The organism is Streptomyces sp. NPDC088194, assembly GCF_040702025.1.
Lineage (GTDB): Bacteria > Actinomycetota > Actinomycetes > Streptomycetales > Streptomycetaceae > Actinacidiphila.
Window position 1 is genome coordinate 1 of sequence record NZ_JBFBIV010000003.1, and the last position, 15,165, is coordinate 15,165.

10 protein-coding genes are annotated in these 15,165 nt (G+C 73.1%); 4 read left to right on the plus strand and 6 right to left on the minus strand.

Features of this window, described 5'->3' with window-relative positions; genetic code table 11:
* The 4 genes from AB0399_RS01835 to AB0399_RS01850 all read left to right on the plus strand — a co-directional run.
* A partial coding sequence (locus tag AB0399_RS01835) for an acyl carrier protein (protein ID WP_366409925.1) occupies positions 1–558 on the plus strand: 558 nt, incomplete at its 5' end.
* Positions 555–2,906: a type I polyketide synthase gene (locus tag AB0399_RS01840; protein ID WP_366409926.1), complete on the plus strand. Its 2,352-nt coding sequence runs from the start codon at positions 555–557 to the stop codon at positions 2,904–2,906. The genes AB0399_RS01835 and AB0399_RS01840, both read left to right, overlap by 4 nt.
* A gap of 6 nt (positions 2,907–2,912) precedes the next feature.
* A complete protein-coding gene (ccrA, locus tag AB0399_RS01845) occupies positions 2,913–4,268 on the plus strand; it encodes a crotonyl-CoA carboxylase/reductase (protein WP_366409927.1) in 1,356 nt (451 codons plus the stop codon).
* A 37-nt stretch (positions 4,269–4,305) separates the two neighbouring features.
* Positions 4,306–5,139, plus strand: coding sequence for a methyltransferase domain-containing protein (locus AB0399_RS01850; RefSeq protein ID WP_366409928.1), 834 nt, complete (start codon positions 4,306–4,308; stop codon positions 5,137–5,139).
* A gap of 90 nt (positions 5,140–5,229) precedes the next feature.
* Here the strand turns inward: AB0399_RS01850 and AB0399_RS01855 are convergent, their stop codons facing one another.
* From AB0399_RS01855 to AB0399_RS01880, 6 genes are all read right to left on the minus strand, one after another.
* Positions 5,230–7,167 (minus strand): phosphocholine-specific phospholipase C, encoded by a 1,938-nt coding sequence (locus AB0399_RS01855; RefSeq protein WP_366409929.1) that lies wholly within the window; start codon positions 7,165–7,167, stop codon positions 5,230–5,232.
* Positions 7,168–7,386: 219 nt separating this feature from the next.
* Positions 7,387–8,130 carry a polysaccharide lyase family 7 protein gene (locus AB0399_RS01860; protein ID WP_329373823.1) on the minus strand — a complete coding sequence of 248 codons (744 nt, stop codon included), beginning with the start codon at positions 8,128–8,130 and terminating at the stop codon, positions 7,387–7,389.
* Between the two features lie 331 nt (positions 8,131–8,461).
* Complete coding sequence (locus AB0399_RS01865; protein WP_366409930.1) at positions 8,462–10,279, minus strand: mucoidy inhibitor MuiA family protein; 1,818 nt, start codon at positions 10,277–10,279, stop codon at positions 8,462–8,464.
* Between the two features lie 3 nt (positions 10,280–10,282).
* Entirely contained in the window at positions 10,283–12,637 is a 2,355-nt protein-coding gene (locus tag AB0399_RS01870; protein WP_366409931.1) for a DUF4139 domain-containing protein, read from the minus strand.
* A 94-nt stretch (positions 12,638–12,731) separates the two neighbouring features.
* Positions 12,732–13,730, minus strand: coding sequence for an ornithine carbamoyltransferase (gene argF, locus AB0399_RS01875; protein WP_329363889.1), 999 nt, complete (start codon positions 13,728–13,730; stop codon positions 12,732–12,734).
* An 89-nt stretch (positions 13,731–13,819) separates the two neighbouring features.
* A complete protein-coding gene (locus tag AB0399_RS01880) occupies positions 13,820–15,061 on the minus strand; it encodes an arginine deiminase (RefSeq protein WP_366409932.1) in 1,242 nt (413 codons plus the stop codon).
* Between the last annotated feature and the right edge of the window lie 104 nt (positions 15,062–15,165).

Sequence of the window (15,165 nt, forward strand, 5' to 3'; positions counted from 1 at the left end):
GGAACCACCCCCACCTGGACCACCCAACTCCCCACCCCCACCACCCAACCCACCCTCCCCACCTACCCCTTCCAACACCAACGCTACTGGCTGCGATCAAGCGTGACCGTGGCGGCGACCGCTGCCCCGCCCGTGGTCCCGGACTCGGTGGAAACCGGCGACGGCTCGCCCCGGGACCGCTTCTCGGGCCTGTCCGGGGACGACCTGCTCGACGAGGTGCTGAGCCTCGTCCGCGTGCACGCGGCCGTCGCTCTCGGGCACGACTCGCCGGAGCCCATCGTGGCCGACCGTGCCTTCCAGGAGCTGGGGTTCGAGTCGCTGACGGCGGTCGCCCTGCGCCGGCGGCTGGTCGCGGAGACCGGTCTGGAGCTGCCGGTGAGCGTGGTCTTCGACCACCCGACACCCACGCTGCTGGCGGAGCACCTCGCCGGCCTGCTCGCCGAGGACGAAGCGGAGCCGGCGGGCGGGGACGACTCGGAGCTGACCGACGCGACGGACGACGAACTGTTCGCGCTGATCGACGCCGACGGCGCGGACGGAGCCGAGGAGGCGAGATGAGCGACGAGACCACGCTGCGGGAGTATCTGCGCAAGGCCACCTCCGCGCTCCAGGAGCAGCGCCGGAAGGTGGAGGAACTCAGCGACCGGCTCGCCAAGGCGGAGCAGTCCCGGCGGCACGATCCGGTGGCGGTGATCGGCATGGGCTGCCGCTGGCCCGGCGGCATCGACACCCCGGACGAACTGTGGCGTGCCCTGGTGGAGGAACGGGACTGCCTGTCGCCGTTCCCCACCGACCGGGGCTGGGACGTGGCCGACCTGTACGACCCGGAACCGGGCGTCTCGGGCCGGTGCAGCGTGCGGGAGGGCGGTTTCCTGCCGGGCGCGGCGTCGTTCGACGCGGAGTTCTTCGGCTACACCCCCGAGGAGGCCGCCGGGACCGACCCGCAGCAGCGGTTGCTCCTGGAGACGGCGTGGGAGGCCGTCGAGAGCGCCGGAATCGATCCGTCGACGCTGGCCGGGTCGGCCACCGGCGTCTTCGTGGGACTCACGCCGCAGGGGTACGCGGGGAGCGGCGGCGGGCGGGAGCGGCCGCAGGAGGGCACGGACCATCTGGCCGTCGGCACCCTGCCCAGTGCCGCGTCGGGGCGTATCGCCTACGTCCTGGGCCTGCACGGTCCGGCGCTCACCGTCGACACCGCCTGCTCCTCGTCCCTGTCCGCGCTGCACCTGGCCCGCCGCTCGCTGCTGTCGGGCGAGTGCGCGCTCGCGCTCGCGGCGGGCGTCACGGTGATGGCCGTACCCGATGTGTTCCTGGAGCACAGCAGGTTCAGCGCTCTCGCGCGGGACGGTCGTACGAAACCGTTCTCGGCGCGGGCCGACGGCGGCAACTGGGCCGAGGGGGTGGGCGTGCTGCTGCTGGAGCGGCTGTCGGACGCCGAGCGGCTCGGGCATCCCGTGCTGGCGCTGGTGCGCGGGTCGGCGGTGGGCCAGAACGGGATCAGCAACGGGCTGGCCGTGCCCAACGGCCCGGGGCAACGGCGGGTGATGATGAGCGCGTTGGCGGACGCCGGGCTGCCGGGCACGGACGTCGACTACGTCGAGGCGCACGGCACGGGCACCCCGCTGGGCGACGCGATGGAGGCGGAGGCGATGCTCGCCGTCTACGGCCGGGAGCGGCGGCCGGGGCGGCCCCTGCTGTTCGGCTCGATCAAGTCCAACCTGGGCCATCCGCAGTCGGCGGCCGGGATGGCGGGCGTGATGAAGGCGGTGCTCGCGCTCGGGCACGGCACCGTGCCCGCGACCTTGAACTGCGTACCGTCGCTGGAGACGGTGGAGCGGTCCGCCGGGGTGCTGCAACCCGTACCGACCGCCCTGCCGTGGCCGAGGACGGGCCGGCCCGAGCGGGCCGCCGTGACGGCGCTCGGCGCGGGAGGCACCAACGGGCACGTCGTCCTGGAGCGGCCCGCGCGTCCGCCGTGGGAGCGGCCCGCGCCCGCCCGGGTACGGCCGTTGCCGTGGCTGCTGTCCGCGAAGGACCCCGCCGCGCTGCGGGGGCAGGCGCACAAGCTCCTCGCCCACCTCGACGCGCACCCGGCGCGCTGGTCCGACGCGGACATCGCGTACTCCCTGGCCGTCACGCGGAGCGCGTTCGCGCACCGGGCGGCCCTGGTCGGCGCCGACCGGGGGCAGTACCTGGCGGGGCTTCGGGCGCTGGCCGACGGGGAGCCGTCGCCGTGGGTCAGGTCGGGACTCGCCCGCACCGGCCGGACCGCGCTGGTCTGCACCGGCCCCGCCGCCACCGCGCTGCCGTCCCACGGCCGTCTCCCGTGGGAGTGGACCGCCTTCAGGGACGCCGTCGCCGATCTCGACGAGGCGCTGACCCCGTACGCGGGCGGACGTTCCCTGACGGAACTGCTCGACACGGCGGAGGCGCGGGCCACGGACGAGGACGCGTCGCTCGCCGGGTTCGCCGTGGTCGTGGCACACGCCTGCCTGTGGCGGGCCTGCGGCGTCCGGCCCACGACAGTGATCGGCGAGGGCCGGGCCGGGGGCTGGGCCGCCGCGCATCTGCGCGGCGACCGCACCCTGGAAGCGGCGCTCGCCGGGCTCACGGGCGGTGGCGAACCGCCGGTCGAGCCCTCCCCGGCGCGAACGGATCACGCCACGGGAACGGGCCGCGCGACGGGATCGGGTCCCGCGACGATCGCGTTGCCGGTCGCGCCCGACGCCCAGTCGCCCTCCTTCGCCTGCCAGTTGGGCGCCGCGTTCGTCTCCGGTATCCGGCTGGACCGGGAGGCGGCCTTCGGCGGACCGGACGTGCGCCGTGTCCCGCTGCCGACCTACGCGTTCGCCGGAGCGCACCACTGGTGGCTCCCGCCGGCTGCCCCCGACCCCGAACAGAGGTGAACCACCATGTCGTTGACCGACGCCGTCCTGTCCGGGGCCTGCCCCGACGACCTGGAACGTGCCACACCGCCCTCGCACTTCACCGCCGCGCACCTGCGCGTGGAGGACGAGGGAACCTTCGGTGACACCGAGGACAAGGACGTCCGCCGTACGCTGCGCGTCGGCGAGGTGCCGATGCCCGAACTGGCCCCTGACGAGGTGCTGGTCGCCGTGATGGCCAGCTCCGTCAACTACAACACCGTGTGGTCGGCGAAGTTCGAGCCGGTGTCCACCTTCCGCTTCCTGCGCTCCTACGCCCGGCAGGGCGGCTGGGCGACCCGGCACGACCAGCCCTTCCACGTCCTCGGCTCCGACGCCGCCGGGGTCGTGGTGCGGATGGGCTCGGGCGTGCGGCGCCGGCGGATCGGCGACCACGTGCTGGTGAACGCGGCCCGGGTGGACGACCAGGAGCCGGCCAACCAGGCGGACGGCATGCTCGGCGAGCACCAGCTGGCCTGGGGGTACGAGACGAACTACGGCGGGCTCGCCCACTACGCGGTCGCGCGCGCCAGCCAGCTCATCCCGAAGCCACCGCACCTGACATGGGAGGAGGCCGCGACGATCCCGGCGTGCGCGGGGACCGCGTACCGCATGCTGGTCAGCGATCGCGGGGCGCGGATGAAGCAGGGCGACGTGGTCCTGATCTGGGGCGCCTCCGGCGGGCTCGGCGCGTACGCGGTCCAGCTCGTCAGGAACGGCGGCGGCATCGCGGTGGGCGTGGTCGGTTCGGAGGAGAAGGCCGCCGCCGCCCGGAAACTGGGCTGCGACGTGGTCGTGAACCGGCGGGAGATCGGTGTCGGCGACGACGAAGGCGGTGACCCCGAGCTGACGCTCAAGGCGGGCAAGCGGCTCGGGCGGATCATCAGGGACGCGGTGGGCGCGGACCCCGACATCGTGTTCGAGCACGTGGGCCGGTCGACCTTCGGTATCTCGGTGTTCGTGGTCAAGCGCGGTGGCACGGTCGTCACCTGCGGGTCCAGCACCGGCTACGCGCACCAGTTCGACAACCGCTACCTGTGGATGCGGCTCAAGCGCGTCATCGGCAGCCATGTCGCCAACCTCCAGGAACAGGTCGAGTGCGCCCGCCTGTTCACGCTCGGCGGGGTCGTACCGGCGCTGTCCTCCGTGTTCCCGCTCGACGAGATCGGCGAGGCGACCCGGCTGGTGCAGCTGAACCGGCACATCGGCAAGGTCGGCGTGCTCTGCCTCGCCCCCTCGCCCGGCCTCGGCGTCACCGCGCCCGAACTGCGGGCCCGGATCGGCGCGGAGGCGCTGAACCCGCTGCGGGAGTTCGCCGCCCACCCGTCGACTGCGATTGACTGACTCCCCGTCACCATCGCGCTACCGAGAGGAAGTTTCCATGACCGACTCCGCATCGACCGCCCCCGTCCCCGAGGCCGTCGGCAAGCTGTACGACCGGCTCACGCTCACCGCGCTCGAAGACGGCACGTTCAACCCCAACATCCACATCGGCTTCTGGGACACCCCGGACTCCGAGGCCACCTTGGAGGAGGCGGTCGACCGGCTCACCGACGTGCTGACCGAGCGGCTGGCGGTCGACGACTCCTCCAGCGTCCTCGACGTGGGCTGCGGGGTCGGCGGCCCGGGACTGCGGGTGGCGCGGCGGACGGGGGCCCGGGTCACCGGGATCAGCATCAGCCAGGAGCAGGTGAAGACGGCCAACCGGCTGGCCGAGGAGGCCGGGCTCGCCGACCGGGCCGTGTTCACGCACGGCGACGCCATGAAACTCCCCTTCGCGGACGGCTCGTTCGACGCCGTGATGGCCCTGGAGTCGATCATCCACATGCCCGACCGGCAGCAGGTGCTCACCGAGGCGGCCCGGGTGCTGCGGCCGGGCGGGCGGCTGGTGCTGACCGACATCTTCGAGCGGGCGCCGCGCAAGGAGGTGCCGCACCCGTCGATCCAGAAGTTCTGCCGCAACTTCATGGTGACCCTCGCCGACGCCGACGACTACGTCGCCCTGCTGCACCGTTCGGGCCTGCGGCTGCGCGGGCTGCTGGACATCACCGAGCACACCCAGCAGCGCACCTTCCAGGAACTGTCCCGGCCGGCCGCCGGCGGGGAGCGCCCCGAGGCGCTGGGCCAGACCAACCTGCCGGATCTGTTCCAGCCGTCCGACATGCTGGGCGTGGACGAGTTCGGCTGCCTGCTGGTGGCGGCGGTGCGCCCCTGAGGCGACCGCCCCGCGGCCCGGCCGCTCGCCCGGCCGCTCGCCCGGCCTCCGAGCGGGGACCGGGCGAGAGGCGCGGGCGGGTCGGGGGTGCTACGGGTAGGTGCGGCCCGCGAAGCGCCGGGCGAAGCCGTCGCCGACGTCGGCCGTCACGGTGTAGTCGTACTGGCCGTCGGAGGCCGGTGCGAGGGTGAGCGTCTTGGAGCCGCCGGCCGGGACGGAGGCGGACGTGGCGCCGCTTCCGGAGTAGCCGTTGGCGCCGACGGTGAACCGCACGGCGACGGTGCCGCCGTTGGTCAAGGTCAGCACCAGGGAGCGCGGCGATGCCGGGGCTGTCGACAGCGCCGCCTCCGGGTGGCCCTTGGTGGTGTCGCTCCAGGTCCGCACGTCGCCCTGGAAGCCGCGCAGGTAGCCGTCGGGGCCGTGCAGGTCGAAGTCGTACGGCCCGCCGCCGTAGGTCTGGGCGCTGAAGTAGTCCGAGATGTTCCCGCCCGCGGGCAGCGTGTACTGCCAGCTGCCGTAGGTGCGGTGGTTGACGGCGTAGGCGGAGAACGCGGCGCCCAGCGAGCCCGTGCCGACCGTCTTGAACCAGATCCGCCCGGTCGAGGTGTCCGTCCACGACGTGGTGTCGAAGAAGTAGTCGATCCGGCGGGCCGGCCGGGTGCCCTGTTCCTGGACGGGTGCCACCGGCGTGGCCGGCGGCGCGGCGTCGGGCAGCGAGTTCTCCGCGTCGCAGGCGGCGACGAGCGCCTTGGTGTCCGGGAGCGACGGGAAGGAGGTGTTGGCCGTGGTGAAGTCGAAGGCCGACATCAGGTCGCCGCAGACCAGCCGGCGCCACGCGGAGATGTTCGTCTCCTTCACGCCCGTCCAGTTCTCCAGGAAGCGCAGCGGCGAGGTGTGGTCGGCGACCTGGGAGTTGACGTATCCGCCGCGGCTCCAGGGCGAGATGACGATCATCGGCACCCTCGGGCCGAGGCCGATCGGCGCGCCGCCGACGAACTCGTCGGCCGTCCCCGACGGCGGCACCGGCGGCGCCACGTGGTCGAAGAAGCCGTCGTTCTCGTCGAAGTTGAGGAAGACCACCGTCTTCGCCCACACCGCCGGGTTCGCGGCGAGCGCCTGGAGGACGTACTGCGAGGTGTAGTCGGCGCCGTAGGCCGGCGGGTAGTCGGGGTGCTCCGACTGGCTGGCCGGGGCGACGATCCAGCTCACCGAGGGCAGCGTGCCGGCGGCGACGTCCGCGGCGAAGGCGCCGGCGGTACGGCGCTGCATGCCGTTGACGTACAGCGGGGACGTGGTGGCCGCCTGCTGGAAGCTCTTGAACCACGCGAGCGGGTTGTCGTCGTAGTTGTCCTGCTGCTGGTAGACCCGCCAGGAGATGCCGGCCGCCTGGAGCCGCTCGGCGTAGGTCGTCCAGCTGTAGCCCTTCTCGGAGTTGTCGGTGACCGGGCCGCCCTTGGTCCCCGCCGGGTCGATGGTGGCGGACCACTGGTAGAGCCGGTTGGGGTTGGTCGGGCCCTGCACCGAGCAGAAGTACTGGTCGCAGACGGTGAACGCCTCCGCGAGTGCGTACTGGAACGGGATGTCGGCGCGCTGGTAGTACCCCATGGAGTACGCGCTCTTGGCCGGGACCCAGTTGTTGTACAGGCCGTTGTTCCACGCGCTGTGGGTGCCGGACCAGCCGTGGTCGAGGTCGACCACCCGCTGCGCGTCGGTCGTCGAGGTGTCCAGGTGCCAGGGCAGCACCAGGTTGCCGCCGGAGGGGCCCGAACTGGTCTGGTGGAGGACGTCGGAGTTGTTCGGGAAGCGCAGGCGCGAGCGGTCGGCGTATCCGCGCACGCCCTTGAGCGTGCCGAAGTAGTGGTCGAAGGACCGGTTCTCCTGCATGAAGATCACCACGTGCTCGACGTCGTCGAGCGTGCCGGCGGTCGGCGACGCGGCCATCGCCTGCTGCATACCGGCAGGCAGCGCGGCGGCGAGGGATGTGCCGGCAGCTGCGCCGAGGAACGTACGGCGGGTCAGAGGCGTCACAGCTTCTCCTCAGTCGTGTGGGGGCCGTAGGAGCGTGTCGAGGCCCGGTGACGGCGCCTCGAAGGGATACCTGCCCGGGAGTGAACAAGTCGTCAAGTTTGGACCAGACCCGTTATTCTTTTGTGATTTCCGTCGGGGCGATACCGGCGCCATCCGCGGCGAACCCCGCCGCGTCGGGTCAACCCGGCGCGGCGGGGCGGGAGTTCGCGGGGCCAGGGCTCAGCTGCTGTGGGAGACGGTGAGCCCGTAGAAGGCGACGCGGGCGCCGTTGGTGGTGCTGTCGGAGGAGGACTGGTTGTAGGAACCGGCCTTGAAGTACTGCTTGTAGGCGTCGAAGGACGACGCGATGGCGTAGTGCGTGGTGCTGCCGTTGACCGTCAGGTCGATGGTGTCGCCGCCGGAGACGGCGATCGTGTAGCTCCAGGTCTTGCCGATCGACACGTGGCCGACCGTGTGCGTGGTCTGGCCGCCGGACGGCGAGTTCTCCACGCCGGCCACGATGTCGCCGTTCGCGTGGTAGTAGAGCTCGATCAGCGGCTTGGTGGACGACCCGCCGCTGCCGAGGTGGATCTGCCCGACGCAGACGTTCGACGTCACGGAGACCACGCGCAGCGTCGCGTTGAGCTTGTGGCTGCCGCCGAGCGACCAGTCCGCGGCGCTGCCGTTGGAGTTCATCTCGCGCAACTCGGAGCGGGCGTAGTTGGAGTTGGGCGTGGTGACGCCCTTCTCCGGGGCCCAGAAGGTCATCGCGCCGTCGCGGGTGTCGGTGTAGAAGTACGAGTCCTGGAAGCCGTCGTCGCCCTGGAGCTGGGAGGACGGGATGGTGGTCGGCGAGCCCGGGGAGCCGACGGGCTCCTGCAACTCCCAGACCGACAGGTTGAAGTTGCCGCCAGGCGCCTTGGTGGGGGACGCGGCGCTCGCGCTGGTGGTGCCGAGGAGCCCGAGGGTCGCGGCGACGCCCATGGCGGTCGCCGCGACGAGGAGCTTGGAGCGGATTCTCATGTGGGGGGGAACCTTCCGTGCTCGTTGTTCAGTTACGTGAACTAGGTCTAGTCTTTTGGACGTTCACTTGGATAGCACGGGCGGAGCGGGCCGTCAATGACCCTGTATAGGAATGGAGTTCATGTCGCTGAACGTCAACTCGACGGCGTGCGGCGGGATCGGGGCGAGCGGAACGGGTGCGGGCGGAACGGCACGGGCGAGCGGGCACAGGCGACGGGCACCGGGTACGGGCGAGCGGATGCGGGCGGAACGGCACGGAAGGGGTCCGGGCGGTTCGGCGGCGGGCCGGCCGCTACAGACCCGTCACCGAACTCGACGCCGTGAGCTCGTAGACGAGGGTGATCTCGCGCCGTTCGCCCGGGCCGAGGGCCAGTGCGTAGCGGACGATGCCCTCGTCGTCGGGCTCGTCGGGGGCGGGTGACGAGGACTCGGCCCGCACCCGTACCTCGACCGCCGAGACCTCCGAGACCGGGACGCGCTCGCGGATCACCAGTTCCTGCGCGCCGCCGCCGTACGGTGCGTCGAGCCGGGACACGAACAGCCGGACCTGACGGGTGATCACCGTACGCTGGTTGATGGCGGCCAGCCCCGCGGTGTCGCGGGTCTCCTCGACCTGGCGGACCACCCGGAAGGTGTCCTCGCTGCCGAACGCCAGCCGGACCTGGGCGCCGACGCCGGTGAACGCCAGCTCGCCGCGGCCGACGAAGCCGCTGCCCCGTACCAGGTCCACCGGTCCGGCCAGCAGCACATGGCCGGCCGCGTTGGTGAAGTGCGCGGTCGTCACCAGCAGCGGCGACAGCTCGGGGGCGCAGGTGCGCTCCGCGCGGCAGGGCGCGGTGAAGGAGGACAGGTGCACGCGGTGCGGCCGCCCGTCGGAGGGGACGTCGACCGGGTGCGGGGCGGCCAGCGTACGTACCGCACCGCCGTCGTCGAGCCCCGGCAGACGTGCGGCCCCGGCCCCGCCCCCGTCCGCGGCACCGGTGCCGGGTGCTCCCGCGTCGCCGGCCGAGTCGTCGCCGACCGTACGGATCTCCTCCTCCCGGAGGTTCACCTCCACGGTGCGCCGCTCCTCCGCCGAGCGCTCGCGCAGCGTGAGCACGTCCTCGGTGAGGGCCGGCGGGTTCGCGGCGAGGGTGGGCCGCGCGGTGGACAGCGACAGCGCGACGCCGTGCCAGTCCTCGCCGGTGGCCTGCCACACGAACGCGTCGGTCTCCAGCCGCACGGAGTCCCGGTCCGCGCCGAGCGTCGCCCGGTAGGCGGGCCGCCACAGCGCGCACGGGACGAGATGCGTGACACGGACGTCCGCCGGGCCGGCGCCCTCCGCCTCCACGACGAGTTCGACGTGCGCGGTCAGCACCTGCGGTTCGCTTTCGGTGGCCGCCAACGCCGCCCGGGCCTCGCCCAGTTCCTCGCCGATGTCGTGCAACCGGCGGCGCAGCCGGTGCAGTTCGCCGATGCGGGTCTCGGCCTCCTGGTCCACCCGGTCCAGCCGGTCGGCCCAGCGCTCCGGATCGGCGGAGCCCGCGCCCGCACCCTGCACGATGTCACGGTGCAGATCGGTCCTGGCCTGGTCGATCACGGCGAGCGCGTTCTCCTGACGCTGCTTCAGCTGCCGCGCGTCGTACAGCTCCCGTTCCAGTTCGTGTACGTCGCGGCGCAACTGCGAGGCGTCGAGGCCGGGTTCGCCGGGCGGCGCGGGCGTGTACGCGCGGACCACGCGGGCGTCCACGACGCGGGCGGCGGGGGCGGGTTCGCCGGGGGCGGGCGCACCGTCCGCGCGATCGCCGTCCGCCGGGCGGGCGGAGAGGTCCGCGCGCAGCGAGCGGTCGACGGCGAGCGGCGTGACCGGGCCGACCCGCAGCCGCTGCACACCGGCGACGAGCGGCACGGTGCCGGTGCGTTCGACCTGGGCGCGGTCCTCCAGGCAGGTCACCGCGGTGATGGGCAGGTGGAGCAGGTCCCGCTGAGCGGCGGCGTCCGCACCGGCGCCGGCAGGAGCGGAGTCCGGAGCGGCCGGGGTCTCCCGGGCGAACGAGGAGTTCCGGGTGGACGGGAAGTCCGTTGCGGGGAAAGGGTCCTGGGCGGGCGAAGGGTGCTGGGCGGCAGACATGGTTCAGTTCCTCCGGTTTCCGCCGACGACCGACTTCCCCACCGGCAGCCGGATCTCGAACCCTCCGGTGAGGGTCGCGGTCCGCCCCGGCTCCAGCGTGACCCGCCACACCCGGGCCCCGGCGACGTAGGTCCCCTCCTGGCCGTCCAGTGGCGCGCCGGGGTCGGTCCAGCGCGGGTCGGCCCGACGCTCCTCGATGCGGACGTCCTTGTCGGCCGAGGTCGGTATGCGCTCGCGCACCTCCACGAGCGCCGGGTACGGCAGCCGGTTGGCGACCTCCACCTCCACGGTGTGGTCGAGCACGGTGGTGCCGCCGCGCAGCCCGGCGGTCGACTCGCGCATGTGGGCCCGCCGCGCCACCTGGACGCTTTCGGCCACCCCGAGGCCGACCGCCTGCCGCTGCCCCGGGGCGAGGGTCGGCAGGGCCGCGGTGCGCACGAAGTCGCCGTCGACCATGACGTCGGCGGGGCCGGCGAGCAGCGGGTGCGCGGAGGTGTTCGTGACCAGGACCGTGCCGAACACGGCGGTGTCCTGCGCCGGGACGCAGACGTACTCGAACTCGGTGCGGACCGGGATCTCGCTCACCGGCACCGTGTGCCACTGGCCGTCCGCCTCGACGTCGGCCGGTGCCGCGGTGTCGAAGCGGTAGTCGAACGAGCCGGCCGACAGCCGGACGTCCACCGCGTGCGCGGGGCGGGCCAGGCGCGCCACGGCCGCGGCCCGGCGGCGGTACTCCGTGACGACCGCGTCCGTGCCCTCACCGGCGGTGCGCAACGTGCCGCGGCCCTCGGGCGCCTGCGGGCCGGCCATCACCAGGCTTGCGTAGTCGAGGAGTTCGGCGGCGGGGGCGAGGTGGGCAGGCGGCGCGGGCTGCGGGGCCAGGGCCGGCAGCGGTGCGGTCGGCAGCGGCGGGGCCCCGGGGGCGGGTCCCATGTCCGCGGAGACCTTGGGCCGGCGGGCGGCGGCGCGGTGCCGGGGCTGCGCGGACGGGGGCGCCGGCGCGGGCGGCGCGGACCCGGAGAACGAGCGGGTGACCTCGGCCGCGCCTCCGTAGCCGAAGTCGGCCTCCTCCTGCGCCGCGCCGTGGCCCTCGCCCAGCGGCCCGAAGGACGGGGACCGGGTCAGGGCGCCTCCCGGCGCGGGCGGCACGACGGGGGCGGAGGCCAATGCGTGACCGGCCGCCGGCAGTTGGGGGTGGCGCGCGTCCTCGGCGGCCTTCGCGGTGTCGTAGCCGGTGAACAACTCGTCGAGGCCGGGCGGGGGTTCGCGCCAGCCAGGGCCGGCGGGCTCCTGCTGGCTGCGGCCGATCCGCAGGCTGCGCAGCTCCGGCAGGTCGGCGCGGCGCAGCAGGTCGGCGGTGGACAGGCCGAGCCGTACGCCGGTCCAGTCCTCGCCGGTCCGCTGGGCGACGCAGGCGCGCAGCACCAGGGTGCCGGCGCCGCTGTCGCCGTCCAGGCGCAGTTGGTAGACGGGGGCCCAGGTGGCGCCGGGTACGTGGTACTCCAGTTCCACCTCGGCTGCCGCGGAGGAGTCGGCGGCGTCATCGGAGGGGTCGGTACCGTCGGAGAAGCCGGTACCGTCATCGGAGAGGTCGGCGCCGTCGGAGGAGTCGGAACCGTCCACGAAGACGGTGCCGTCGGCCGGGCCCGCACCGTCGGACACCAGGGTCACCACCGCGTACACGGACGGCTCCACCCGGTCGGCGAGCAGCGCGCCGGACGACTCGTTCAGCCGGTGCCTGAGGATGTCGGCGTCGTGTTCGGCCTGCTCCAACTCGTCCTCGGTGGCGCGCAGTCGGGTGTGCAGCACGGCCAGCCGCGCGTCGACGAACCCGGCCAGCGCGAGGATGGACTCCACGGGCGCCCAGCGGGGCGGGTCGCCGCGCCGGGTCTGGGGCGGTTCGGCCCGGAACCCGGCGACCTCCTCGATCTCGCCCGCCAGCCGCTCGCGCCGGTCCCGCAGCCTCGCCAGGCGGTCCTCGGCGTCCTCCAGGTCCAGCCGCAGGCCGGGGGCCTCCTCGCCGCGCCGCAGCGTGGCCGCGACATCGACGCGGATGTCCGCCACCCGCAGCCCGGGCGGCCCCGACACCACGCTCCCGCGCAGCGAGCCCGCGCTCAAGGTCGGTGGCAGGCCGCCGATCCGGACCCGGACCGTACCGTCGCCGCCGGGAGCGGACTCGGGTGCGGCCGTGGACGCCGGCCCAGCCGCGGTCACGGCCGTAGGCAGGACGACCGAGGCTCGGCGCGTGCACATCGCGCCCTCGGCGTGCACCACGACCGCTGTCAGCACGGACCGCGCCTCTCCCGGCCCGCTTCCGCTGTCCGCGGTGCTGGGCGGCGCGCTCTCGCCGTTCTCCATGCCTCCCCCTGCCGGCCGGCGTGCTTCCGGTCACGGGGACCGGAACTCGTCCGTACCCTAGCCGAGTTCGGCCGGGCGCCCGCAGGCGCGGGGCTCAGGCGAGGGTGGCGACCAGGATCGCCTTGATGGTGTGCATGCGGTTCTCGGCCTGGTCGAAGACGACGGACCGCTCGGACTCGAAGACCTCGTCGGAGACTTCGAGGTAGTCCAGGCCGTGCCGCTCGTGGATCTCACGGCCGACGGTGGTGCCGAGGTCGTGGAGCGCGGGCAGGCAGTGCAGGAAGGTGGCCTGCGGATTGCCGGTGGCCCGCATCACGTCGGCGGTGACGGCGTACGGGGAGAGCAGCCGGATGCGCTCGTCCCAGACCTCCTTGGGCTCGCCCATCGACACCCACACGTCGGTGTGCACGTGGTCGACGCCCCGGACGCCCTCCTCGACGCTCTCGGTGAGGGTGATCCGCGCCCCGGTCCGCGCCGCCAACCCGCGGGCCTGAGCGACCACGTCGGCCTGCGGCCACATCGCCTCGGGCGCGGCGATCCGTACGTCCATGCCGAGCAGCGCGCCGGTGACCAGCAGCGAGTTGCCCATGTTGTAGCGGGCGTCGCCGAGGTAGGCGTAGGAGATCTCGGACAGCGGCTTGGGGTTGTGCTCGGTCATGGTGAGGACGTCGGCGAGCATCTGGGTGGGGTGCCACTCGTCGGTGAGGCCGTTCCACACCGGTACTCCGGCGTGCGCGGCCAGTTCCTCGATGGCGGTCTGGGCGTGCCCGCGGTACTGGATGCCGTCGAACATCCGGCCCAGCACCCGGGCGGTGTCCTTGATCGACTCCTTGTGGCCGATCTGCGAGCCGGACGGGTCGAGGTAGGTGGTGCCGGCGCCCTGGTCGGCGGCGGCGACCTCGAAGGCGCTGCGGGTCCGGGTGGACGTCTTCTCGAAGACCAGCGCGATGTTCCGCCCGCGCAGCCGCTGCACCTCGGCGCCCGCCTTCTTGGCCGCCTTCAGCTCCGCGGCCAGCTCCACGAGGTGGCGGAACTCCTCCGGAGTGAAGTCCAGCTCCTTGAGGAAGTGCCGGCCCTTGAGGTCGACGGCCATGCGGAACTCCTAGCGTGCGGCGTCATCGAATACTGGAACCCTATACGATGATCGGCATTCTTATACAGCCCCCTGAGGTAGGCCGCCGGTCACACCGCGTCGCGCTCGATCGGGCAGGTCATGCAGCGCGGCCCTCCCCTGCCCCGGCCCAGTTCGCTGCCGGGGATCTCGATCACCTCGATGCCGCGCTTGCGCAGGAACGTGTTGGTGGTCGCGTTCCGCTCGTAGGCCACCACGACACCCGGTTCCACCGCCAGGACGTTGCAGCCGTCGTCCCACTGCTCGCGTTCGGCGGCGTGCACGTCCTGGGTGGCGGTGAGCACGGTGATCGCGTCGAGGCCGAGGGCGGCGGCGATCGCCCGGTGCATGTGCTCGGGCGCGTGGTCGGTGACCTTCAGCTCGCCCTCCTCCGCGCCCGGCTCGATGGTGTACGACCGGAGCATCCCCAGGCCCGCGTACTGGGTGAAGGTGTCGCCGTCGACCATGGTCATCACCGTGTCCAGGTGCATGAACGCCCGCCCCTTCGGCATGTCCAGCGCCACGATGGTGCGGGCCGAACCGGCCTGGAACAGCCCGCGCGCCAGCATCTCGACGGCCTGCGGGGTGGTGCGCTCGCTCATCCCGATCAGTACCGCGCCGCGGCCGATCACCAGCACGTCGCCGCCCTCGATCGTCGACGGGTACGCGTTCTGGCCCTCGGACCAGACGTGGAAGCCCCCGTCGGCGAAGAGCGGGTGGTGCCGGTAGATCGCCTCGAAGTGCACGGTCTCGCGCTGCCGGGCCGGCCAGCGCATCGCGTTGATGCTCACCCCGTCGTAGACCCAGGCGGAGGTGTCGCGGGTGAACAGGTGGTTGGGCAGCGGGTTGAGCAGGAAGTCGTCCAGGTCCATGGCGTGGAACCGGACCGAGACCGGCTCGGCGAACCGCTCCAGGAACTCCCGTTTCGTCATGCCCCCGACCAGCGCCTCGGTCAGGTCCGGGGCCGGCAACTCGTCGAACGCCGCCCGCAGGTGCCCGGTGGCCAGCGGGCCGTACTCCTTCTCGTCGAAGACCCGGTCCAGGACGAGCCGCTTCGCCGCCGGCACCTCAAGCGATTCACACAGCAGGTCGCCGAAGAGGTGGACCTGCACGCCGCGGTCGCGCAGCACGTCGGCGAACCCGTCGTGCTCGGCCCTGGCCCGTCGGACCCACAGCAGGTCGTCGAAGAGCAGCGCGTCCTTGTTGGTCGGGGTCAGACGCTTCAGTTCGAGATCGGGGCGGTGCAGGATGACGCGGCGCAGCCGCCCGGTCTCGGAGTCGACGTGGAAGCCGTTGTCCGCCATGGAAGCCATGGAAGAAGAGCTTCCCACGTCGGGGACGGCTCAACACGGCAGCGCGCCCGTTGTGCCGGGTCGGTGGTGTGCCGGGGGCCGGGGCGTGGCGGGTGCGGGGGGTG

Coding starts and splice junctions, on each gene's coding strand:
- ccrA (WP_366409927.1), top strand. CDS start 2,913: ATGTCGTTGACCGACGCCGTCCTGTCCGGGGCCTGCCCCGACGACCTG.
- AB0399_RS01850 (WP_366409928.1), top strand. CDS start 4,306: ATGACCGACTCCGCATCGACCGCCCCCGTCCCCGAGGCCGTCGGCAAG.
- AB0399_RS01840 (WP_366409926.1), top strand. CDS start 555: ATGAGCGACGAGACCACGCTGCGGGAGTATCTGCGCAAGGCCACCTCC.
- AB0399_RS01865 (WP_366409930.1), bottom strand. CDS start 10,279: ATGTCTGCCGCCCAGCACCCTTCGCCCGCCCAGGACCCTTTCCCCGCA.
- AB0399_RS01880 (WP_366409932.1), bottom strand. CDS start 15,061: ATGGCTTCCATGGCGGACAACGGCTTCCACGTCGACTCCGAGACCGGG.
- AB0399_RS01870 (WP_366409931.1), bottom strand. CDS start 12,637: ATGGAGAACGGCGAGAGCGCGCCGCCCAGCACCGCGGACAGCGGAAGC.
- AB0399_RS01860 (WP_329373823.1), bottom strand. CDS start 8,130: ATGGGCGTCGCCGCGACCCTCGGGCTCCTCGGCACCACCAGCGCGAGC.
- argF (WP_329363889.1), bottom strand. CDS start 13,730: ATGGCCGTCGACCTCAAGGGCCGGCACTTCCTCAAGGAGCTGGACTTC.